The 21,092-nt window shown below is 61.4% G+C and carries 21 protein-coding genes; 10 read left to right on the top strand and 11 right to left on the bottom strand.

The features are described from left to right. From AC07SU_RS19975 to gloB, 5 genes are all read right to left on the bottom strand, one after another. Positions 1-1,074 (bottom strand): microcin C ABC transporter permease YejB, encoded by a 1,074-nt coding sequence (locus AC07SU_RS19975; RefSeq protein ID WP_176997811.1) that lies wholly within the window; start codon positions 1,072-1,074, stop codon positions 1-3. Continuing rightward, positions 1,075-2,913, bottom strand: a complete 1,839-nt coding sequence (locus AC07SU_RS19980; protein ID WP_494998005.1) for an extracellular solute-binding protein — start codon at positions 2,911-2,913, stop codon at positions 1,075-1,077. Further along, positions 2,910-4,739, bottom strand: coding sequence for an extracellular solute-binding protein (locus AC07SU_RS19985; protein WP_176997809.1), 1,830 nt, complete (start codon positions 4,737-4,739; stop codon positions 2,910-2,912). Before AC07SU_RS19985 ends, AC07SU_RS19980 begins: the two co-directional genes overlap by 4 nt. A gap of 237 nt (positions 4,740-4,976) precedes the next feature. Next, complete coding sequence (locus tag AC07SU_RS19990) at positions 4,977-6,389, bottom strand: transglycosylase SLT domain-containing protein (protein ID WP_178923698.1); 1,413 nt, start codon at positions 6,387-6,389, stop codon at positions 4,977-4,979. A gap of 98 nt (positions 6,390-6,487) precedes the next feature. Continuing rightward, a complete protein-coding gene (gene gloB / locus AC07SU_RS19995) occupies positions 6,488-7,255 on the bottom strand; it encodes a hydroxyacylglutathione hydrolase (protein WP_176997807.1) in 768 nt (255 codons plus the stop codon). Positions 7,256-7,320: 65 nt separating this feature from the next. Here gloB and AC07SU_RS20000 point away from each other — a divergent pair, with 65 nt between their 5' ends. Both AC07SU_RS20000 and rnhA read left to right on the top strand, forming a co-directional pair. Continuing rightward, positions 7,321-8,079, top strand: coding sequence for a class I SAM-dependent methyltransferase (locus AC07SU_RS20000; protein WP_178923694.1), 759 nt, complete (start codon positions 7,321-7,323; stop codon positions 8,077-8,079). A 45-nt stretch (positions 8,080-8,124) separates the two neighbouring features. After that, positions 8,125-8,577, top strand: coding sequence for a ribonuclease HI (rnhA, locus tag AC07SU_RS20005; protein WP_016972779.1), 453 nt, complete (start codon positions 8,125-8,127; stop codon positions 8,575-8,577). A gap of 3 nt (positions 8,578-8,580) precedes the next feature. Here the strand turns inward: rnhA and AC07SU_RS20010 are convergent, their stop codons facing one another. Then, positions 8,581-8,889, bottom strand: coding sequence for a DUF2388 domain-containing protein (locus AC07SU_RS20010; protein WP_176997805.1), 309 nt, complete (start codon positions 8,887-8,889; stop codon positions 8,581-8,583). Positions 8,890-9,089: 200 nt separating this feature from the next. Here AC07SU_RS20010 and dnaQ point away from each other — a divergent pair, with 200 nt between their 5' ends. The 3 genes from dnaQ (at position 9,090) to AC07SU_RS20025 (ending at position 12,852) form a co-directional block, all read left to right on the top strand. After that, positions 9,090-9,830, top strand: coding sequence for a DNA polymerase III subunit epsilon (gene dnaQ, locus AC07SU_RS20015; RefSeq protein ID WP_176997838.1), 741 nt, complete (start codon positions 9,090-9,092; stop codon positions 9,828-9,830). Between the two features lie 176 nt (positions 9,831-10,006). Further along, positions 10,007-12,262, top strand: a complete 2,256-nt coding sequence (locus AC07SU_RS20020; protein WP_494998006.1) for an Orn/Lys/Arg family decarboxylase — start codon at positions 10,007-10,009, stop codon at positions 12,260-12,262. 8 nt (positions 12,263-12,270) lie between these two features. Beyond that, positions 12,271-12,852: a GNAT family N-acetyltransferase gene (locus AC07SU_RS20025; RefSeq protein WP_176997803.1), complete on the top strand. Its 582-nt coding sequence runs from the start codon at positions 12,271-12,273 to the stop codon at positions 12,850-12,852. Here the strand turns inward: AC07SU_RS20025 and AC07SU_RS20030 are convergent. Continuing rightward, positions 12,849-13,742, bottom strand: coding sequence for a LysR substrate-binding domain-containing protein (locus tag AC07SU_RS20030; protein ID WP_494998007.1), 894 nt, complete (start codon positions 13,740-13,742; stop codon positions 12,849-12,851). The genes AC07SU_RS20025 and AC07SU_RS20030 overlap by 4 nt on opposite strands. 131 nt (positions 13,743-13,873) lie before the next feature. Here AC07SU_RS20030 and gspG point away from each other — a divergent pair, with 131 nt between their 5' ends. Next, positions 13,874-14,323, top strand: coding sequence for a type II secretion system major pseudopilin GspG (gene gspG, locus AC07SU_RS20035; protein ID WP_494998008.1), 450 nt, complete (start codon positions 13,874-13,876; stop codon positions 14,321-14,323). Positions 14,324-14,425: 102 nt separating this feature from the next. Next, the gene (locus AC07SU_RS20040) at positions 14,426-14,782 is read left to right on the top strand and encodes a hypothetical protein (protein ID WP_494998009.1); all 357 of its coding nucleotides are present in this window, start codon (positions 14,426-14,428) and stop codon (positions 14,780-14,782) included. 60 nt (positions 14,783-14,842) lie between these two features. Here AC07SU_RS20040 and AC07SU_RS20045 read toward each other — a convergent pair whose 3' ends face one another. Further along, complete coding sequence (locus AC07SU_RS20045) at positions 14,843-15,079, bottom strand: hypothetical protein (protein ID WP_176997799.1); 237 nt, start codon at positions 15,077-15,079, stop codon at positions 14,843-14,845. Positions 15,080-15,307: 228 nt separating this feature from the next. Between AC07SU_RS20045 and AC07SU_RS20050 the strand changes: the two genes are divergently transcribed. Next, entirely contained in the window at positions 15,308-15,865 is a 558-nt protein-coding gene (locus AC07SU_RS20050; RefSeq protein WP_494998010.1) for an NADPH-dependent FMN reductase, read from the top strand. Positions 15,866-15,964: 99 nt separating this feature from the next. Here the strand turns inward: AC07SU_RS20050 and AC07SU_RS20055 are convergent, their stop codons facing one another. Continuing rightward, positions 15,965-16,594 (bottom strand): FMN-dependent NADH-azoreductase, encoded by a 630-nt coding sequence (locus tag AC07SU_RS20055; RefSeq protein ID WP_494998011.1) that lies wholly within the window; start codon positions 16,592-16,594, stop codon positions 15,965-15,967. Positions 16,595-16,689: 95 nt separating this feature from the next. On the opposite strand from AC07SU_RS20055, the gene AC07SU_RS20060 reads away from it, so the two are divergent. Beyond that, positions 16,690-17,544 (top strand): LysR family transcriptional regulator, encoded by an 855-nt coding sequence (locus AC07SU_RS20060; protein WP_494998012.1) that lies wholly within the window; start codon positions 16,690-16,692, stop codon positions 17,542-17,544. Between the two features lie 3 nt (positions 17,545-17,547). Here AC07SU_RS20060 and poxB read toward each other — a convergent pair whose 3' ends face one another. Next, the gene (gene poxB, locus AC07SU_RS20065) at positions 17,548-19,272 is read right to left on the bottom strand and encodes a ubiquinone-dependent pyruvate dehydrogenase (protein WP_494998013.1); all 1,725 of its coding nucleotides are present in this window, start codon (positions 19,270-19,272) and stop codon (positions 17,548-17,550) included. Positions 19,273-19,349: 77 nt separating this feature from the next. Next, a complete protein-coding gene (locus AC07SU_RS20070; RefSeq protein WP_494998014.1) occupies positions 19,350-20,582 on the bottom strand; it encodes an NADH:flavin oxidoreductase/NADH oxidase family protein in 1,233 nt (410 codons plus the stop codon). Positions 20,583-20,654: 72 nt separating this feature from the next. On the opposite strand from AC07SU_RS20070, the gene AC07SU_RS20075 reads away from it, so the two are divergent. After that, positions 20,655-21,059, top strand: a complete 405-nt coding sequence (locus AC07SU_RS20075) for a MerR family transcriptional regulator (protein WP_494998015.1) — start codon at positions 20,655-20,657, stop codon at positions 21,057-21,059. The last annotated feature ends 33 nt before the right edge of the window (positions 21,060-21,092 follow it).

Raw genomic sequence — 21,092 nt, forward strand, 5'->3', positions numbered from 1 at the left:
TCAATGCTCCCGGCTGGCAAAGTCGATACGCGGATCGACCAGGGTGTAGGTGAGGTCGCCGATCAGTTTCACGATCAGCCCCAGCAGGGTGAAGATAAACAGTGTGCCGAACACGATCGGGTAGTCGCGGTTGATCGCCGCCTCAAAGCTCATCAGGCCGAGGCCGTCGAGGGAGAAGATCACCTCCACCAGCAGCGAGCCGGTGAAGAAGATACCGATGAAGGCCGAGGGGAAACCGGCGATCACCAACAGCATCGCGTTACGGAACACATGGCCGTAGAGCACGCGATGGTTGGTCAGGCCCTTGGCCTTGGCGGTGATCACGTATTGCTTGTTGATCTCGTCGAGAAAGCTGTTCTTGGTCAGCAGCGTCATGGTCGCGAAGTTGCCGATCACCAGGGCTGTGATGGGCAGCGCCAGGTGCCAGAAGTAATCGAGGATCTTGCCGCCCCAGCTCAGTTCGTCGAAGTTGTTGGAGGTGAGCCCGCGTAACGGGAACCAGTCGAAATAACTGCCCCCGGCAAACACCACGATCAGCAGGATCGCGAACAGGAACGCCGGGATTGCATAGCCGACGATGATCGCCGAACTGGTCCACACGTCGAAGTGGCTGCCGTGTCGCGTGGCCTTGGCGATCCCCAGGGGGATCGACACCAGGTACATGATCAGGGTGCTCCAGAGCCCGAGGGAAATGGACACCGGCATCTTTTCCTTGATCAGGTCGATGACCTTGGCGTCGCGGAAGAAGCTGTCGCCAAAATCCAGCCGGGCGTAGTTCTTGACCATGATCCACAGGCGTTCCGGCGCCGATTTGTCGAAACCGTACATCTTCTCGATTTCTTTGATCAGGGCCGGGTCCAGGCCCTGGGCACCGCGGTAGCTGGAACCGGCCACCGACACTTCAGCACCGCCGCCGGCAATGCGGCTGGTGGCGCCTTCGAAGCCTTCGAGCTTGGCGATCATCTGTTCCACCGGGCCACCGGGGGCGGCCTGGATGATGATGAAGTTGATCAGCAGGATCCCGAACAGCGTAGGGATGATCAGCAACAGGCGGCGAATGATATAGGCCAGCATTTAATCGCCTCCACTCGCCGGATCGGCGCTTTGGGTCGTGTCCAGGGAGACCGCCGGCTTGGCGTCGGGTTTGGCCCACCAAGTGGCGGTGCCTACGTCATAACGCGGCGAGACTTTGGGGTGCCCGAGGTGGTCCCAATACGCAACGCGAAAGGTCTTGATGTGCCAGTTGGGGATCACGTAGTAGCCGAACTGCAGCACGCGATCCAGCGCCTTGGCGTGGGCGACCAGGCTCTTGCGCGAGTCGGCGTCGATCAGCTCTTCGACCAACTGGTCGACGGCCGGGTCCTTGAGGCCCATGTAGTTGCGGCTGCCAGGTTTGTCGGCACTGGAAGACGACCAGAATTCGCGCTGCTCGTTACCCGGCGAAGTGGATTGCGGGAAGCTGCCCACCAGCATGTCGAAATCCCGCGAGCGAATGCGGTTGATGAACTGTGAGACGTCCACCCGACGGATCACCAGGTCGATGCCCAGGTCGGCCAGGTTGCGCTTGAACGGCAGCAGGATGCGCTCGAACTCGGTCTGGGCCAGCAGGAACTCGATGGTCACCGGCTTGCCGGTGGTGTCGACCATCTTGTCGTCGACGATGCGCCAGCCGGCTTCCTGCAACAGTTGGTAGGCCTCGCGTTGCTGGGTGCGGATCATGCCGCTGCCGTCGGTTTTGGACGGTTCGAACGCCTGGGTGAAGACTTCGTCGGGGACCTTGCCGCGCAGCGGTTCGAGGATCTTCAGCTCGTCCGGGCCGGGCAGACCGGTGGCGGCCATTTCCGAGTTTTCGAAGTAACTGCGCGTGCGCGTGTAGGCGCCGTTGAACAGCTGCTTGTTGCTCCACTCGAAATCCAATAGCAGGCTGATGGCCTTGCGCACACGCACGTCCTGGAACATCGGCTTGCGCGTGTTGAACACGAAACCCTGCATGCCGGTGGGGTTGCCGTTGGGGATTTCTTCCTTGATCAGGCGCCCCTGGGCCACGGCCGGGATGTTGTAGGCATTGGCCCAGTTCTTCGCGCTGAACTCCAGCCAGTAGTCGAATTGCCCGGCCTTCAAGGCTTCCAGGGCCACGGTGCTGTCGCGGTAATAGTCGGTGACGCGGTTATCGAAGTTGTAGAAGCCCTGGGTGATCGGCAGGTCCTTGGCCCAGTAATCCTTGACCCGCTCGTAGCGCACCATGCGCCCGGGCTTGACCTCGGCCACCTTGTACGGCCCGCTGCCCAATGGGATTTCCAGGTTGCCCTTGGAGAAATCCCGGGTGGCCCACCAGTGTTTGGGCAATACCGGCAGTTGCCCGAGGATCAGCGGCAATTCGCGGTTATTGGTGCGCTTGAACTTGAACAGCACGCGCAACGGGTCTTCGGCCACCACTTCGTCGATGTCGGCGTAGTAGGTGCGGTAGATCGGCGAACCTTCTTTCATCAGGGTCTGGAAGGTGAAAATCACGTCTTCGGCGCGGATCGGGTGGCCATCATGGAAGCGTGCTTCGGGGCGCAGGTAGAAGCGTACCCAGCTGTTGTCCGGGGCCTTCTCGATCTTGCCGGCCACCAGGCCGTACTCGGTGATTGGCTCGTCCAGGCTTTGCATGGCCAGGGTGTCGTAGATCAGCGGCACGTTGTCGGCGGGCACGCCTTTGCTGATGTAGGGGTTGAGGCTGTCGAAGCCGCCCATGCTCGATTCGCGGAAGGTGCCGCCCTTGGGCGCATCGGGGTTCACGTAGTCGAAGTGCTTGAAGTCGGCGGGGTATTTCGGCGGTTCGTTGTACAGCGTCAGCGCATGTTGCGGTGCGGCATGGGCCACGGCACTCAGCAACAGGCTGGAGAGCAGAGCAGTACGCAAAAACATCATTGGGCTTTCTCCGAAGCTTTCAGCCACCACGCGCTCAGGCCCAGGCTGTAGGGCGGCGTGGTGACAAAGGCGAACCGATTGCGGTACGCCAAGCGATGATAGTTGAGATACCAGTTGGGAATACTGTAGTGCTGCCACAGCAGCACCCGGTCGAGGGCTCGGCCAGCGGCCAATTGCTCTTCGCGGGTCTGCGCGGCCAGCAGTTGTTCCAGCAGGTGATCGACCACCGGGTTGGCGATGCCTGCGTAGTTCTTGCTGCCCTTGATGGCCGCCTGGCTGGAGTGGAAGTACTGCCACTGTTCGAGGCCGGGGCTCAAGGTCTGGTTGAGGGTGATCAGGATCATGTCGAAGTCGAACTGATCCAGGCGCTGTTTGTATTGCGCGCGGTCAACGGTGCGCAGGCGCGCGTCGATGCCGATGCTGATCAGGTTTTCGACGTAGGGCTGCAGGATACGCTCCAGGTTCGGGTTCACCAGCAGGATCTCGAAACGCAGCGGCTGGCCGTCGCTGTTGAGCAGGCGCTGGCCCGACAGCTTCCAGCCGGCTTCGCCGAGCAGGGCCAGGGCGCGGCGCATGGTCTCGCGCGGGATGCCACGGCCGTCGGTCTGCGGCAGGCTGAAGGGTTGGGTAAACAGGCTGGCCGGCAACTGGTCGCGGTAGGGCGACAGCATCAGCCACTCATGGCCCACCGGCACGCCGGTCGCCGAGAATTCGCTGTTGGGGTAGTAACTCAGTGTGCGTTTGTAGGCGCTGCTGAACAGGGTGCGGTTGGTCCATTCGAAGTCGAACATCAGCCCCAGCGCTTCGCGCACCTTGGTCTGGCTGAACGTGGGCCGCCGCGTGTTCATGAACAGGCCCTGGCTCTGGGTCGGGATCTGGTGGGCGATCTGCGCCTTGATCACGTCGCCCCGGTTGACCGCCGGGAAGTTGTAGCCGGTGGCCCAGTTCTTGGCCTGGTGCTCAATATAAATGTCGAACTCGCCGGCCTTGAAGGCTTCGAAGGCCACGTCGCTGTCGCGGTAGAACTCCACCTCGACCTTGTCGTAGTTGTAGAAGCCCCGGTTGACCGGTAGGTCCTTGCCCCAGTAGTCCTTGACCCGTTCGAACACCAGTTGCCGGCCCGGCGTCACCTTGGTGATGCGGTACGGGCCGCTGCCCAGCGGTGGTTCAAAGGTGGTGGCCTTGAAGTCGCGGTTTTTCCAGTAGTGCTGGGGCAGTACTGGCAACTCGCCCAGGCGCAGGATCAGCAACGGGTTGCCGGCGCGCTTGAACACAAAACGAATGCGGTGGCGGTTGAGGATATCGACCCGGGCCACTTCCTGCAGGTTGGTGCGGTACTGCGGGTGGCCTTCGGTGAGCAGGGTGCGATAGGAAAACGCCACGTCGTAGGCGGTGATTGGCTTGCCATCATGGAAGCGGGCTTCCGGGCGCAGGTTGAACACCACCCAGCTGCGGTCCTCGCTGTATTCCACCGACTGTGCAATCAACCCATAGCTGGAGGTGGGCTCATCACCGGATGGCGCGTACTGCCCCGTGCCGACCATCAACGGCTCATTGAGCTCATTGACGCCGTACTGCAGGAAATTGGGGGTGGAAACCGGGCTTGAGCCCTTGAAGGTGTAGGGGTTGAGTGTGTCGAACGTGCCAAATGCCATGACCCGCAACGTCCCGCCTTTCGGCGCTGCAGGGTTTACCCAATCGAAGTGGGTGAATGTGGCGGGGTACTTGAGCCTGCCGAACTGCGTGTAACCGTGGCTCTCGGTAATCGTCGCGTTCGCAGCAAAGCTCAAGGCCAGACTTATTAGTAGAAGGAGGGGACGCTTCAAGTCAGAGATCCGATCCAGGCGGCTTGGGCTTTATGATCGGTACAGTAACAGCTTGTTCCGGTTGGAAAAAGGCCGTTGGAATGCCTCGGTTTGAGGGCTGGCGCGGTATTGAAGGGGGTGAAGAACAAATGTGGGAGCTGGCTTGCCTGCGATAGCATCGGCTCGGTATCACTGATACACCGAGGTGATGCCATCGCAGGCAAGCCAGCTCCCACACAAGCCCGCTCAGCTGCAGGTTTATCTTGGGCCGGACACCACCAGCATCTGCCCCGGCTTCAGCGCCTGGCCAGTGCGCGGGTTCCAGCGCTTGAGATGTTGCATCTCGACGTTGAAACGCTTGGCAACGATGTACAGCGAGTCACCTTTCTTGACCTTGTATTGCACCGGCTTCTTGCTGTCGGCCTTGGCCACCAGCTTGCGGGTGTCCTGCATCACCAGGGTCTGGCCGACCTTGAGCGCCTGGCCGTTGAGCTTGTTCCAGCGTTGCAGGTCATGCACGTCGACCTTGTTGGCCTTGGCGATCAGCGTCAGGTTGTCGCCGCTGCGCACCTTGTAGCTGCGTGAGCGCCCGGCAACACGTGCAGTCTCGACTTCGTCGAACACCTGCTTCTTCGGACGCATCGCCAGCAATTCTTCCGGCTTCATCGTCGACAGGGTGCTGGTCAGCAACTGCGCCTTGGAGCTTGGCACCAGCAAATGCTGGGGGCCGTCCAGGGTAGTGCGTTGCTTCAATGCGGGGTTGAGCTGGAACAGCTCGTCTTCGTCGATCTCGGCCAGCGCAGCGACCCGGGACAGGTCCATGCTCTGCTTGACTTCGACCACTTCGAAATACGGCTGGTTGGCGATCGGGCTCAGGTTGACGCCGTAGGCCTCGGGGGCCAGCACCACCTGGGATAGCGCCAGGAACTTGGGCACGTAGTCCTTGGTTTCCTGGGGCAGGGGCAGGTTCCAGTAGTCGGTCGGCAGGCCGAGCTTCTCGTTGCGCTCGATGGCCCGGCTCACCGTCCCTTCACCGGCGTTGTAGGCGGCCAGGGCCAACAACCAGTCGCCGTTGAACATGTCGTGCAGACGGGTCAGGTAGTCCAGGGCGGCGGTGGTGGAGGCGGTGATGTCGCGGCGGCCGTCGTAGGCGCGGGTCTGGCGCAGGTTGAAGTAACGCCCGGTGGAAGGAATGAACTGCCACAAGCCGACCGCATCGCTGCGCGAATAGGCCATTGGGTTGTAGGCGCTTTCAATCACGGGCAGCAGCGCCAGTTCCAGCGGCATGTTGCGTTCTTCAAGGCGTTCGACGATGTAATGAATGTAGAGGCTGCCGCGTTCTCCGGCGTTCTCTAAGAAGGAGGGGTTGCTGGCGAACCACAAGCGCTGTTGCTCGATGCGCGGGTTGACGCCCAGGCCGTCCTGCAATTGAAAGCCCCGTCGCATGCGTTCCCAGACGTCCTGGGGCACTTCGGGGCTGGGCTTCTCTGATAGCCAAATAGGTTTTTGCTTGATCTTGGCAGCAAGATTCGGTTTGGGTTGCACGGTGGATTGTGCAGCGAAATTTGTCGATTGGCAGCCCGCCAGAGTCGCGGACACAGCCACCGCCACAGCTTGAGCCAGGCGGGTCAATGCGTCTGAAGAAATGGATTTACGAATAGATGACGACATTGGCTGGAAGTAAGTTCCGGGCAAAAATGTCGGGCGATTCTAGAAAGCGCTTTGGTTCCGGTCAACCATTCAGAAATTACGTATCAGATTGCGATCCATTAGAACTTATCTTTCCAAGCCCTCAAGCTAGCAAACACCTCGGCCCCAGAGCGGTTGTCGCGGCCATTCCGTTCGTCCGCTTTTTGTTTAACGGATGTTTCAGTGGTACGCAGGAAAGGGTTAGTACGTTTTTCCAGGGCCAGGTTGGACGGCAGCGTCATCTCGCCGCGGGCCCGGAGTTGATTGACGTTCTCTACCCGTTCGGCAATGTCGGCGTTGTCCGGTTCCACCGCCTGGGCGAACCTCAGGTTGCTTTGTGTGTATTCGTGGGTGCAATAAACCAGGGTGTCGGCGGGCAGGGCGGCCAGGCGCTCCAGGGAGGTGTGCATCTGTTCCGGCGTGCCTTCGAACAGGCGGCCGCAACCGGCGGCAAACAGGGTGTCACCGCAAAACAGCACGCCATGGTGATAAAAGGCGATATGGCCGAGGGTGTGGCCGGGTACGCTATAAACGTCGAAGTCCCAACCCAATACGCTGACGCGGTCGTTGTCCTGCAAGGCCACGTCTCGCCCCGGGATCTTCTCGTTCGCCGGGCCGTAGACCTTGGCGCCGGTCACCTGCTTGAGCTGTTCGACACCGCCGACATGGTCGTGGTGATGATGAGTAATCAGGATGTCGCTGAGGGTCCATTGCGGGTTTTGCCCGAGCCAGGCCAGCACGGGCGCAGCGTCGCCCGGGTCGACCACCGCGCAGCGTTGGCTTTGGGGGTCTTGTAACAACCAGATGTAGTTATCGGTGAAGGCGGGTAGGGCACTGATCTGTATCATTCTTCGATTCGCCAAGCTGAACACATTGGTGCATCTTAGAACGTCTAGGCGAGTTGGAGAATGCAATGACTGATAAAGCGTTCGCCCAGGCCGATCCTGAATGGCTGGCCTTGATCGGCGCGGCCCGTGAATGGCTGTCCGGGCCCATCGGGCAATTTTTGCTGGACGAAGAGCGGCGCATGCTCGAAGACGAGTTGGGCCGCTTCTTTGGTGGCTACCTGGTGCATTACGGCCCGTCGGCCGAGACCCCGCCCACCGCGCCCCAGGTGCAACGCAATGTGCGCCTGGGCGCGCCGCTGCCAGGTGTGGAAATCGTCTGCGAGGAACAAGCCTGGCCGTTGAGTGAGCATGCCGCCGATGTGGTGGTGCTGCAGCATGGCCTGGATTTCTGCCTGTCGCCCCACGGCCTGCTGCGCGAGGCCGCCAGCAGCGTGCGCCCGGGTGGCCATCTGCTGATCATCGGCATCAACCCCTGGAGCAGCTGGGGCCTGCGTCATGTGTTCGCCCATGACGGCTTGCGCCAGGCGCGCTGCATCTCGCCGTCGCGCGTAGGGGACTGGCTGAACCTGCTGGGCTTTGCGCTGGAGAAACGCCGCTTCGGGTGCTATCGTCCGCCGCTTGCCTCGGCCAAGTGGCAAGGCCGCCTGGCCGGTTGGGAACGCCGCGCGGGTGCCTGGCAACTGTCGGGTGGCGGCTTCTATCTGTTGGTCGCGCGCAAGATCGTGGTCGGGCTGCGCCCTGTGCGCCAGGTACTGCGCCAGCCCATGGGCAAGCTGGTGCCGATGCCGATGGCCAAGGTCAACCGCAAGCAAAGCGAACCCTAATACCTTTTTTGATTTCAGACGTGCCTGTCTTGATGGATGCAACCGATGACCGATACCGTAGAACTCTTCACTGATGGCGCCTGCAAGGGCAACCCAGGCCCTGGTGGCTGGGGCGCGTTGCTGGTGTGCAAGGGCGTGGAGAAGGAACTGTGGGGCGGCGAACCCAACACCACCAACAACCGCATGGAACTGATGGGCGCCATCCGTGGCCTCGAAGAACTCAAGCGTCGCTGCGACGTGCTGCTGGTGACCGACTCGCAATACGTGATGAAGGGCATCAACGAGTGGATGGTCAACTGGAAGAAGCGTGGCTGGAAGACCGCCGCCAAGGAACCGGTGAAAAACGCCGATCTGTGGCAACTGCTCGATGAGCAGTGCAACCGCCACAACATCACCTGGAAATGGGTGCGCGGGCACATCGGCCACCCGGGCAACGAACGGGCTGACCAGTTGGCCAACCGTGGCGTGGACGATGTGCGCGGCTACAAGCAGAGCTGAGGTTTAAAGCGCGGCGATGGCCTGGGCCAGTTGCATGTCACTGAAGGTTTGCCCCGGCAGGCATTCGCGGATATGCACCAGCGCCGACTCCAGGCGTGCGCCGTGGATCTGGCCGTCAGTGGCTACAAAGGCTTGGGCGTCATCCCGGGCAGCCTGAACGATCTTGTCATCCTTGAACGAAGAGCTGGTGCCTCGTGTGGCACTCATGGACAGGCTGACCAGAAAGTCGGTCGTCATCACAAAGCTGGTGGCGTGCGCTGTGAGGGCGCTGCTCATCAGCAGCAACGCGCACAGTGTTTTCGAGGTGTTCATGTTTCTGCGAGGTCCGCATCGGGCTGGGGAACGCAGGCTAACAAGGGCGCTTGGGCTGAACTGCTGCAACTTTGCTAAAGAGTGTAAGAAACTGTCGAGCCGCCAGGGCCCGAGGCCAGCCTTGGGCTGCCCGGGGCATGACGTGCTAATATCCCGCTCCTTGAAATACACCACCCGTTGAGAGCTGAACCCTGATGGCCATCCGATCTGTTGTACTCGATACCGAAACCACCGGCATGCCGGTGACCGATGGCCACCGGATCATCGAAATCGGCTGTGTCGAACTGATGGGCCGTCGCCTCACCGGCCGTCACTTTCATGTGTACCTGCAACCGGACCGTGACAGTGACGAAGGCGCGATCGGCGTCCACGGCATCACCGACGAGTTCCTCAAGGGCAAGCCGCGTTTCGCGGAAGTCGCCGATGAATTTTTCGAGTTCATCAACGGCGCCCAGCTGATCATCCATAACGCGGCGTTTGACGTCGGCTTCATCAACAACGAATTTGCCCTGATGGGGCAGACCGATCGCGCAGACATCTCCCAGCACTGCTCGATCCTCGACACCTTGATGATGGCCCGCGAACGTCACCCGGGCCAGCGCAACAGCCTCGATGCCTTGTGCAAGCGTTATGGCGTCGACAACTCCGGCCGTGAACTCCACGGCGCCTTGCTCGACTCCGAGATCCTGGCAGACGTCTACCTGACCATGACGGGCGGGCAGACCAGCCTGTCGCTGGCCGGCAACGCCTCTGACGGCAGCGGTTCCGCCGAAGGTTCGGGCAATCGCCCTTCGGAAATCCGTCGCCTGCCGGCAGATCGCAAACCGAGCGTGATCATTCGCGCCAGCGAGCAGGACATGGCTGAGCATGCGGCGCGCCTCGAAGCCATCGCCAAATCGGCGGGTGCGCCGGCGTTGTGGTCGACCCTGACCCAGCAATAGCCCCCATTCTGTAGGAGCCCGGCTTGCCGGCGATGAGGCCCTTGCCTTTAGCGCAAGGCTCGCGGCCGCCATCGCCGGCAAGCCGGCTCCTACAGACTGCTTTCGAAATCTTCATTCGCGTCATCCGCCCCAAGCTTCTACCCTTGAGTGCATAGCCCTCAGGACTGAACGCACTTATGTACAAAGACCTGAAGTTCCCTGTGCTTATCGTGCACCGTGACATCAAGGCCGACACGGTGGCCGGTGATCGGGTTCGGGGCATCGCCCGGGAGCTGGAACAAGAGGGCTTCAGTATCTTCTCCGCGGTGGATTACGCCGAAGGCCGGCTAGTGGCCTCTACCCATCACGGTTTGGCGTGCATGCTGATCGCCGCCGAAGGGGCCGGCGAAAACACCCACTTGTTGCAAAACATGGTCGAGCTGATCCGTCTGGCCCGGCTGCGGGCGCCCAACCTGCCGATCTTCGCCCTGGGCGAGCAAGTCACCCTGGAGAACGCGCCGGCCGATGCCATGAGCGAACTCAACCAACTGCGCGGCATTCTTTACCTGTTCGAAGACACCGTGCCGTTCCTGGCCCGGCAAGTCGCCCGGGCGGCGCGTGGCTACCTGGATGGCCTGTTGCCGCCTTTCTTCAAGGCCCTGGTACAGCACACGGCCGACTCCAATTATTCCTGGCACACCCCCGGCCACGGTGGCGGGGTGGCCTATCGCAAGAGCCCGGTGGGGCAGGCGTTTCATCAGTTTTTCGGGGAAAACACCCTGCGTTCGGACTTGTCGGTTTCGGTGCCTGAACTGGGTTCGCTGCTCGATCACACCGGGCCCCTGGCGGAAGCCGAAGCCCGCGCCGCGCGCAACTTCGGCGCCGACCACACGTTCTTCGTGATCAACGGCACGTCCACCGCCAACAAGATCGTCTGGCATTCCATGGTCGGCCGCGATGACCTGGTGCTGGTGGACCGCAACTGCCACAAGTCGGTGCTGCATTCGATCATCATGACCGGCGCGATCCCGCTGTACCTGTGCCCGGAGCGCAACGAGCTGGGGATCATCGGCCCGATTCCCCTGAGCGAATTCAGCCCTGAGTCCATCCGCGCCAAGATCGAAGCCAGCCCCTTGACCCGAGGACGCCCGCCGAAAGTGAAGATGGCCGTGGTGACCAACTCCACCTACGACGGCCTGTGCTACAACGCCGAGCTGATCAAGCAGCAATTGGGCAACAGTGTCGAGGTGCTGCATTTCGATGAAGCCTGGTACGCCTACGCGGCGTTCCATGAGTTCTTTGCCGGGCGCTATGGCATGGGCACCTCGCGCACCCCGGACAGTCCACTGGTGTTCACCACCCACTCGACCCACAAGTTGCTGGCGGCATTCAGCCAGGCGTCGATGATCCACGTGCAGGATGGCGGCGCTCGCCAGCTGGACCGCGACCGTTTCAACGAAGCGTTCATGATGCACATCTCCACCTCGCCGCAATACAGCATCATCGCCTCGCTGGACGTGGCCTCTGCGATGATGGAAGGCCCGGCCGGGCGCTCGTTGCTGCAGGAAATGTTCGACGAGGCCCTGAGTTTTCGTCGCGCCCTGGCCAACCTGCGCCAGCACATCGCCGCCGAAGACTGGTGGTTTTCCATCTGGCAGCCGCCCTCGGTGGCCGGGATCGACCGCGTCGCCACGGCAGATTGGTTGCTGCAGCCGCAGGATGACTGGCACGGGTTCGGTGATGTGGCCGAAGACTATGTGTTGCTCGACCCGATCAAAGTCACGCTGGTGATGCCGGGCCTTAATGCGGGGGGCGCGTTGAGCGACTGTGGGATTCCCGCTGCCGTGGTCAGTAAATTCCTCTGGGAGCGTGGGCTGGTGGTGGAAAAGACCGGCCTGTATTCCTTCCTCGTGCTGTTTTCCATGGGCATTACCAAAGGCAAGTGGAGTACCTTGCTCACCGAGTTGCTGGAATTCAAGCGCAACTACGACGCCAACGTCAGCTTGGCCGGTTGTTTGCCTTCGGTGTACGCCCAAGGGCCGGCGCGCTATCAGGGTCTGGGGCTGCGCGACCTGTGCGACCAGCTGCACGCCTGTTATCGCAGCAATGCGACGGCCAAGCACCTCAAGCGCATGTACACGGTATTGCCGGAAATCGCGATGAAACCCGCCGACGCCTACGACCAGTTGGTGCGGGGTGAAGTGGAGGCGGTTTCCATTGATGCCTTGCCAGGGCGCATCGCAGCCGTGATGCTGGTGCCTTATCCGCCGGGCATTCCGTTGATCATGCCCGGTGAGCGCTTTACCGAATCGACACGTTCGATCATCGACTACCTGGCGTTTGCCCGGACGTTCGATAGCAGTTTCCCCGGTTTTGTCGCGGATGTTCATGGGTTGCAACACGAAGATGACGGCAGTGGTCGTTGTTACACCGTCGATTGCATCAAGGGTTAAGGATGGTTATGCAGGCTGTAATGAACCCGAAGTACCCGGGGCTCAGTGTAAGGGTCGCCGACGAGGGCTTTGACGCCTACGTGTGGGGCAATGACTTCAGTTTTGAAGTGAGCACCTACGGCGAGCCGCAGATGGGCAAGCGCGTCGATCAGTGGCCGGTGGAGCGCATCGTGCCGTACCGCAAGTGCTACGGCATCGACCCCGAAGAGTTCGCCAGTTTCCGTGACGCGCCGGACAGCGCGATCTTCATGGCCTACCTGGATGACCGGGCGGTGGGGCATATCGTGGTCAGCACTAACTGGAACGGTTTTGCTCATGTCGACGAGTTGGCGGTGGCTTTGCCGGCGCGGCGTCATGGCGTGGCCAAGGCATTGCTGGATGTGGCGCAGTTCTGGAGCCGCAAGAAGAACCTGCCGGGGATGATGCTGGAAACCCAGAACAACAACCTCGGCGCCTGCCGTTTGTATGAGCGTTGCGGCTACGTGATGGGCGGGATCGACCACCTGCGCTATCGCGGCATCGACCCGCAGACCCGCGAAGTGGCGATTTTCTGGTACCGGTTGTTCAAGAGCGAAGTCGAACAGGTCTAACCCGGCAGCAGGCTTTCGGCCTTCTGCGTGACGATCTCCAGCAGTGCATTCAAGGCCGGCGATGCCGCGCCGTCCTTGAGGGTCAGCGCATACAGGCTGACCGGGATCGGTGGCGACACCGGGCACGCATCCAGCCCGGCTTCGCGGGCGCCGTAGGCGGTGAACGGGTCGACAATCGCCAGGCCTTCCCCGGCCTCCACCATGCTGCGCATCATCTGGTAGGTCTGCACCCGCGTCTGCACCACCGGCAGCGGGCGCAGGGCTTGCAGCTTGGCGTCCAGCAGGCGGCTCAAGGGTTCATGCCCTTCGAGGCCGATCATCGACTGGCCAGCCAGGTCCTGCAGCGCAATGTACTTCTGCTTGGGTTTGAGCCAGCCATGGGGGGCCAGCAGTTGCAGTTTGCCCTGGGCGAGCACGGTGCTCTGGATCTGCGGGTGTTCTGGATCATGCAGGCTCAAGCCCACGTCAGCCTCGTGCAGCAGCAGGCTGCGCACGATCTCCCGGGTCGGTTGGCTGGACAGGTTGCACGGGGTGTCCTGGAAGCGTCGGCGCAGCACGGCGATACTCTGCGGCAGCAACTGGTTGGCCAGGGGCGGCGTGCACAGGGCGCGCAGGGTCGGGGCGTGATGGTGTTTCAGCCGGCTGGCCAGGCGCTGTACCGGTTCCAGGGCTTCGTAGAGGTGGGCGATCTGGGTTTGCAGCTCCAGGGTCTCACGCGTTGCTTGCAAACGCCCGCGCACACTGGCAAACAGCATGAAGCCCAACAGATGCTCGGCATCCTTGAGCGTGGCGTCCACATCGCCCACGGGGAGTTGCAACCATTCGGCGGCCGTGCCGAGGTGTCCGGTCTGCAAGATGGCCTGAATCACTTCGATATGACGTAAACGCATCGCCGGAGTCTATGTTCAGTGCGATGGGGTTTCAATGGCTGGACAAAAAACAGCGTGGGCCTGGTCTACCGTTGCAACCTGCGGTTCATGTAAAGCGTGTAATAACCGACGAACAATGAGGGAGCGTCGCGATGTCCGGCAAAACCGCAGCAATTGACAGCCTGCACCGCCAACGAGGGTTTACCCGTTGGGCGGTGCTGGTGGTGTTGGTCATCGTTGGGCTACTGACCCTGGCGGTGGGGCCAAGGCTGTTTGGCGATGTGACCCTGGCCGAGATCGCCACGGCAAAAACGCAGGTGGCCGAGTTGGGCAAGGCACTCGAACGTTTTCATCAAGACACGGGCCGCTATCCCAGCGATGAAGAAGGGCTGGAGGCCTTGACTGAGCAGCCTGTCGACCTGACGCAGTGGAAGGGCCCCTATATCAAGGAAGAATGGCTGACCGATCCGTGGGGCATTGCCTACCAGTACCATTACCCTGCGACCCAGGGCCAGGCGCCGTTTGACCTGTTCTCGTTCGGCAAAGACCGGACGCTGGGCGGTGTTGGGGTCAATAAGGATATTACCTACGGCGACAACTGAATCATCTGGCAATACCCATAGACCTGATTAGAATGACGCGTCTGATCATCAACGACCAAAGCCGGTTACCGGCACTTACAACAAAAACAGGTCTGGTCTCGAATGCCTCTACCCTCGAATTTTCTCGGGGTAACGGCCAAGCAACTGCTGGTCCTGGTGACCGTCGGCTGCGTGGCCGCTTACCTCTTCAGTAATCCCGACGACAGCACCCCGCAAAAGCACGCCCTCGAAGCGTTTATCCGTTCCCAGGAACAGGTCGCCGAGCAGGTGGGCGCCGTGCTGGATATTGCACTGGTCAGGGAAGTGGTTGCGCACCCGGGCTATGGCGCCACAGGTAGTACGCCGGGCTATACGCGCTCGATGTTTGCCGTCGAAGGCGAAAAGGGGCGGGTGCTGGTGACGCTCAAGCAAGTGGAGGGAGAGCAGGGGGTGGAGGTGACGCAGATAAGCCGGCAGTGATCGCCGGCCCAGTCAATGGCGCGGATGGCCAGGACTGAGCAGGTCTAGTGAGGCGAGATCTTATGACGCGAGGGTGGTTTCCGATTCACGGACAATAATGGTGCCCGACTGAATCAGCTTGAACTCATCCCCTTCCAGTTTTTCTACGCGGTCGCCAATGGCCAATTTGTAGGTGGTGGTAGGCATCGAGCCAGCCTGGCTGTCCTGCGCCGGGTTGGATTCCTGGAACTCATGCACCGAATACACGCGTCCTTCCGCGTCTCTGGCATGGAACTGTCCGACAAGTACTGCAGCCATCTGTTTAGAACCTCTGGAGATAAACACTCGATTTGCGGTTCTGTAGACCGTCATGGAGCGGGGTAGTTTACCTATAGTAAAAAAATACTATTCGTTGAAAATTTCAGACGCTTCCTACGCATGCGTACGCGCAGTAACGTTCAGGAGGAATATCAAAACCTGCTGGTGAACACGCCGTGAAGACTCTATAACTAAAAGCTCCTTTAGTCAGACGTCGGGAAAACCTCAATGAGCAAGGTCTACACGATTGCCGTCCTGGTTGGCAGCTTGAGAAAAGAGTCGATCAACCGCAAGGTCGCCCTGGCCTTGGCCAAACTGGCCCCTGCCAACCTGAAGTTGAACATTGTGGAAATTGGCGATCTGCCGCTCTACAACGAGGACATCGACCAAGGTACGCCGCCGGCAGCCTACAGTACTTTCCGCCAACAGGTGAGCTCATCCGACGCGGTGTTGTTCGTGACCCCGGAATACAACCGTTCCGTGCCTGCTCCACTGAAGAATGCGATCGACGTCGGTTCGCGCCCCTACGGCAAAAGTGCCTGGAGCGGCAAACCGGGGGCGATCATCAGTGTGTCGCCCGGCGCCATCGGCGGGTTTGGTGCCAACCACCATCTGCGCCAGTCCCTGGTATTCCTCGACGTGCCGTGCCTGCAGCAACCGGAAGCCTACCTGGGCGGTGCAGGCAGCCTGTTCGATGAGGCCGGCAAGCTGTCGGAAAAAACCAAACCCTTCCTGCAGGCCTTTATCGACGCCTACAGCAAATGGGTAGAAAAACAATCCGCCTGACACCCCTCACCCCGTAGGAGCCGGCTTGCCGGCGATGGCGGTTTCGTGATCACCGCAAGGCTTTAGGGCCCATCGCCGGCAAGCCGGCTCCTACAACGATCAGGTCAGTTGATCGGCCAATGCCAGTGCCAGCGCCGTGGACTGCTGGCGCGACGCCTGATCGACCTCCGGCCCCAGGATGGTTTTTTCCACGTACAGCGAGTGCACGTCGCTCACCCCGATAAAGCTGAGCCAAGCCTCCATATAAGGTTTCTGGAAATCCATGGCCTGCGCGTCCGGCGCAGAAAAATCCATGCCACGCGCATACACGTTCACTGCCGTCTTGTTGTGCAGCAAGCCACGCAAACCGTGCTCGGGGCTGAATTCGAACAGCACATCCTTTTGCGACACCACGTCGATAAAGTGCTTGAGCTTGTAGGGCACTGCGAAATTCCACAGCGGTACCGAAAACACCCACACATCCGCCTGATGCAGGTAGGCCGCCAGGGACTTGAGCGTCGCCCAGGCTACGGCTTGCTCTTCACTCAGGGGCGTGCCTCTGATACCGGCGTATTTGGCATCCATCACCGGCCCATCAAATTCGGGCAGTTCCAGCGCCCAGAGGTCCAGGGTCACCACCTGCGTATCCGGCGCGTTGTGCTGGTAGCGTGCGATAAATTGACGAGCGATTTCCAACGATGCAGAGCGCTGTTTGCGCGGTGAACATTCGACGTGCAGGAGCGTGGTCATGGTGAGCCTCGGAATAAGATGACCCGCTCATTGCAACATACCGCTCATTGAAATATAAATTGAGTTTATTGGGCCTATTGATCACCGAGCGGAATATGTTCGATACGTTATTGCTTAAAACCTTTGTCGCCGTGGTGGATGAAGGTGGCTTCAGCCGCGCTGGCGCTCGCCTGCACCTCACCCAATCGGCCGTCAGCGGGCACTTGCGACGGCTGGAGGAGCAAGTCGGCAAACCCTTGCTCACACGCACAACGCGCTCCCAACACTTGACGCCGGACGGTGAGCGGTTGATGGCCTACGCGCGCGGCATCTTGGCGCTGAATCGGGATGCTTGGGCGGACCTGACGCGCTCAGCATTCGAAGGTGAGTTAAGGGTCGGCGTGTCGGAAGAGTTCGCCGACGCACGCTTGTTGCGTGAGTTGCAGGACGCCGCTGCCGCGTACCCCGGCATGCACATCAGCGTGCAAGTCGGCATTCCCGGCACGTTGCTGACGCGCATGAAGCAAGGCGAGTTGGATGTGGTGGTGGGGTCGTTGTGCGAGTCCGGCGAACCGGGTTTGGCGCTATGGCAGGAGCCTCTGGTGTGGGCCTGGTCTGCGCAACCCGTGGTGACGCTGCCATCGCCTTTGCCGCTGGCGCTGTTTCCCGAGCCTTGCCCCTACCGTGAGGCGGCGCTTTCACGCCTGGCCCAGGCGGGTATCGCCCAGCGCACCGCCCTGCAGTGCAGCAGTTATGCTGCGCTGCAGGCCGCCGCGTCAGCCGGGTTTGCCATCGCTCCGATGGCGCGTAGCCAGGTTGGGCCGGGCCTGACTGTACTGGGTGCCGAACACGGTTTGCCCGCTTTGCCCGACGCCCAGTTCCGCTTGTTCAGTGCGCCGGACGCAGACCCGCGCTTGGTCGAAGTGATCACCCGTGTGGTGCTCCAATACGGCGCTGCCCGGCGTTATTGACGATCAGCGCAACCAGTTGGTACGCGCCAGTTCGATCACTTCATCGCCCCGGCCACTCATCACCGCCTTGAGCATGTACAGGCTGAAACCCTTGGCCTGTTCCAGCTTGATGCTCGGCGGCATCACCAGTTCCTGAGTCGCCGTCACCACATCCACCAACACCGGGCCATTATGGGCCAGGGCGCGGCGCAGGGCCGGTTCCAGGTCTTCGGATTGCTCCACGCGAATGCCCAGGATCCCCATGGCGTTGGACATGGCCGCAAAGTCTGGGTTTTTCAGCTCGGTGCCGGTGTCCAGGTAGCCGGCGGCTTTCATCTCCATGGCGACAAACCCCAGGGATGAGTTATCGAACACGATGACTTTGACCGGCAGTTTCAACTGTGCCAGCGAAATGAAATCCCCCATCAACATAGCGAACCCGCCGTCACCGGACAGGGAAATCACCTGCCGCCCGGGGAACGCCGCTTGGGCGCCAATCGCCTGGGGCATGGCGTTGGCCATGGAGCCATGGTTGAACGAGCCGATCAGGCGGCGCTTGCCGTTCATCTTCAAATAGCGCGCGGCCCATACGGTGGGCGAGCCGACGTCAGCGGTGAAAATCGCATCATCGCTGGCCAGTTCGCTGAGCAAGCGCGCGACGTATTGCGGGTGGATCGGGCGGTTGGCTTTCGATGGCTGGGCCAGGTCATCCAGGCCTTGGCGGGCTTTCTCGTAGTGCTTCAAGGACGTGTCGAGGAAGCTGCGATCGGTCTTGCGGGTCAGGCGCGGCAACAGCGCGTCAATGGTTTCTCCGACATCGGCGGCGATGCCCAGGTCCAGGGTGGCACGGCGCCCCAGTGCCTGTGGGTTGCGGTCGACCTGAATGATCTTCGCGTCGGTGGGGTAGAACTGACGGTAGGGGAAGTCGGTGCCGAGCATGATCAAGGTGTCGCAGTTGAGCATGGCGTGGTAACCCGAACTGAAGCCGATCAGGCCGGTCATGCCCACGTCAAACGGGTTGTCCCATTCCACATGCTCCTTGCCGCGCAAGGCATGCACCACCGGTGCGCCCAGAGCGTCGGCCAAGGCCACCACCTGGTCATGGGCGCCGGCACAGCCGCTGCCGCACAGCAGGGTGACTTTCTGGCTGCCGTCGAGCAGCTCGGTGAGGCGTTGCAGGTCCTGTTCGGCCGGCAAGGTGCGCGGTGCGTGCAGGGCAGGCCAGGGCTTGAGCGTGTCCTCGACCTCCAGCAGCGAAATGTCCCCGGGGATCACCACCACGGCCACGCCACGGTTGAGGATCGCCGAGCGCATGGCGCGGTGCAGCACCTGGGGCATCTGCGCGGGGTTGGTTACCAGCTCGATAAAGTGGCTGCACTCTTTGAACAGTTCCTGGGGGTGGGTTTCCTGGAAGTAGTTCAGGCCGATCTCGGAGGAGGGGATCTGCGCCGCAATGGCCAGCACCGGCACGTGGTTACGATGGCAGTCGAACAGGCCATTGATCAGGTGCAGGTTGCCCGGCCCGCAGCTGCCGGCGCACACCGTCAATCCGCCGGTGGCTGCCGCCTCGGCGCCGGCCGCGAAGGCCGCGACTTCCTCGTGGCGCACGTGCATCCACTCGATGCTGTCCATTGTGCGCAGGGCGTCGGTCAGGCCGTTCAGGCTGTCGCCGGTCAGGCCCCAGATGCGCTTGATGCCCGCCTGTTCAAGGGTGGTTGCCAATTGCTGGGCCAAGTTGATTTTCGCCATGAAGCACTCCAATCGTCAGTGAGGTTAAAAACTGCTGATCAGTAGAGGACAGTTCGATCACGGCGAATGCTCCGCCCTTATTGTGAAGATTGCGTCATGGCCGCACGGTATTGGCGAGTGCGTCGTGCGATAAACCACTGGTCACGGACCAGGGCCAGCAGGGGCGCGACGGTCGGGTTGGGCAGGCGCCCGCGGCTCAGGCGACGCAGTTGCTCGCGCACCACGGCCATGGTGGCGAGGGAGGCCAGTGGCTTGCGCTTCCAGCGGATCGGCTGCAATTGCGGGTTGAGATCGCGCCCCTCACGCCAGTGTTTGATCAACTGGGGTTCCAGGGTCAGTGCCGTGGCGATGCCGGCCATGGCGATGCCACTGTCGAGCACTTGCTGCACCACCGGCAAGCGGCGAATGCCGCCGGTGACCATCACTGGCATATGGGCAATGGCGGCCAGCTCACTGGCCATTTCCAGAAAGTACGCCTCACGGGCCAGGGTCCGGCCGTCTCGTGCTTCGCCCTGCATGGCGGGGGCTTCGTAACTGCCACCGGACAACTCCAGCAGGTCGACCGGCAAGGTGTTGAGCAACTCGACCACCGCCCGCGCATCCGCTGCGTCGAAACCACCGCGCTGGAAGTCTGCCGAGTTGAGCTTCACGGCTACACAAAACCCGGGGCTGACGCTGGCGCGTACGGCCGTGATCACCTCCACCAGCAAGCGTGCGCGGTTCTCCAGGCTGCCGCCCCAGCGATCGGTGCGCTGGTTGCTCAACGGCGACAGGAACTGGCTGAGCAGGTAGCCGTGGGCCGCATGGATCTGCACGCCGGTGAAGCCGGCTTTCTCGGCCAGGCGCGCGCTGGTAGCGAAGCGCTGGATCACGTCGTTGATATCGTCTTCGCTCATGGCCTTGGGCTTGGCGAACATCTTGGAAAAACCACCGAGGTCCAGCGCGACCGCCGAGGGCGCCAGGGCTTGCTGGCCCAGGTTGGCCATGGTCTGGCGGCCGGGGTGGTTGAGCTGTACCCAGAAGTGCACGCCCTTGGCGCGGGCGATGTTGGCCCATTCGCGAAAGCTGTCCAGGTGCTGTTCATCTTCCAGGGCGACGCCGCCGGGGCCGGTCATGGCGCGGCGGTCGATCATCACGTTGCCGGTCAGCAGCAAGCCCGGTTCGCCGTCGGCCCAGGCCTTGTACAGCTGCTTCAATTCGCGGGAGGGCGCCTGCCGGGCATCCGCCATGTTCTCTTCCATCGCCGCCTTGGCGATGCGGTTGGCGAGGACTTGGCCGTTGGGCAGTTGCAAGGCTTCAAAGGGTGACATGGGTTGACTCCTGAGCGGGGGAGGCCTCAGGCTAAGCTTAAAGTTAACTTTAATGTCAAGCAGGGCGTGGCGATGAATATTGGTGAGCTGGCAAAACAGAGTGGCTTGGCGGCATCGCGCATCCGTTTTTACGAAGCCGAAGGCCTGATCAGCCAGGTGGGGCGCCAAGCCAATGGCTACCGGCGCTACGCTGTCGAGGCGTTACAGACCCTGCAACTGATCCAGAGCGCGCAAAAGGCCGGGTTCACCTTGCAGGAGCTCAAGGCCTTGATGCCGGCCCCGGGCGAGCACAAGCGCGACGAACTGATCGACGCGCTGGAGCGCAAGGTGCAGCAGATCGAACAGATGCAAGCGCAATTGGCCCACAACAAGGCGCAATTGCTGGGCGTGATCGAAACCGTACGGGCGCACCCCGAAGGCGCTCCCTGTTCCATGGGTCAGCAGCGTGTGCTGGCCGCCATCAAAAACGACGCATAAAAAAAGCCCCGGCATTGCCAGGGCTTTTTTGTG

It is taken from the genome of Pseudomonas sp. GW821-FHT05H12 (assembly GCF_059419385.1).

What these genes read in the sequence shown, in the direction of transcription:
- AC07SU_RS19975 (WP_176997811.1), bottom strand. Translation starts at nt 1,074, where the DNA reads ATGCTGGCCTATATCATTCGCCGCCTGTTGCTGATCATCCCTACGCTG.
- AC07SU_RS19980 (WP_494998005.1), bottom strand. Translation starts at nt 2,913, where the DNA reads ATGATGTTTTTGCGTACTGCTCTGCTCTCCAGCCTGTTGCTGAGTGCC.
- AC07SU_RS19990 (WP_178923698.1), bottom strand. Translation starts at nt 6,389, where the DNA reads ATGTCGTCATCTATTCGTAAATCCATTTCTTCAGACGCATTGACCCGC.
- gloB (WP_176997807.1), bottom strand. Translation starts at nt 7,255, where the DNA reads ATGATACAGATCAGTGCCCTACCCGCCTTCACCGATAACTACATCTGG.
- AC07SU_RS20000 (WP_178923694.1), top strand. Translation starts at nt 7,321, where the DNA reads ATGACTGATAAAGCGTTCGCCCAGGCCGATCCTGAATGGCTGGCCTTG.
- rnhA (WP_016972779.1), top strand. Translation starts at nt 8,125, where the DNA reads ATGACCGATACCGTAGAACTCTTCACTGATGGCGCCTGCAAGGGCAAC.
- AC07SU_RS20010 (WP_176997805.1), bottom strand. Translation starts at nt 8,889, where the DNA reads ATGAACACCTCGAAAACACTGTGCGCGTTGCTGCTGATGAGCAGCGCC.
- AC07SU_RS20020 (WP_494998006.1), top strand. Translation starts at nt 10,007, where the DNA reads ATGTACAAAGACCTGAAGTTCCCTGTGCTTATCGTGCACCGTGACATC.
- AC07SU_RS20025 (WP_176997803.1), top strand. Translation starts at nt 12,271, where the DNA reads ATGCAGGCTGTAATGAACCCGAAGTACCCGGGGCTCAGTGTAAGGGTC.
- AC07SU_RS20030 (WP_494998007.1), bottom strand. Translation starts at nt 13,742, where the DNA reads ATGCGTTTACGTCATATCGAAGTGATTCAGGCCATCTTGCAGACCGGA.
- gspG (WP_494998008.1), top strand. Translation starts at nt 13,874, where the DNA reads ATGTCCGGCAAAACCGCAGCAATTGACAGCCTGCACCGCCAACGAGGG.
- AC07SU_RS20040 (WP_494998009.1), top strand. Translation starts at nt 14,426, where the DNA reads ATGCCTCTACCCTCGAATTTTCTCGGGGTAACGGCCAAGCAACTGCTG.
- AC07SU_RS20045 (WP_176997799.1), bottom strand. Translation starts at nt 15,079, where the DNA reads ATGGCTGCAGTACTTGTCGGACAGTTCCATGCCAGAGACGCGGAAGGA.
- AC07SU_RS20050 (WP_494998010.1), top strand. Translation starts at nt 15,308, where the DNA reads ATGAGCAAGGTCTACACGATTGCCGTCCTGGTTGGCAGCTTGAGAAAA.
- AC07SU_RS20055 (WP_494998011.1), bottom strand. Translation starts at nt 16,594, where the DNA reads ATGACCACGCTCCTGCACGTCGAATGTTCACCGCGCAAACAGCGCTCT.
- AC07SU_RS20060 (WP_494998012.1), top strand. Translation starts at nt 16,690, where the DNA reads ATGTTCGATACGTTATTGCTTAAAACCTTTGTCGCCGTGGTGGATGAA.
- poxB (WP_494998013.1), bottom strand. Translation starts at nt 19,272, where the DNA reads ATGGCGAAAATCAACTTGGCCCAGCAATTGGCAACCACCCTTGAACAG.
- AC07SU_RS20070 (WP_494998014.1), bottom strand. Translation starts at nt 20,582, where the DNA reads ATGTCACCCTTTGAAGCCTTGCAACTGCCCAACGGCCAAGTCCTCGCC.
- AC07SU_RS20075 (WP_494998015.1), top strand. Translation starts at nt 20,655, where the DNA reads ATGAATATTGGTGAGCTGGCAAAACAGAGTGGCTTGGCGGCATCGCGC.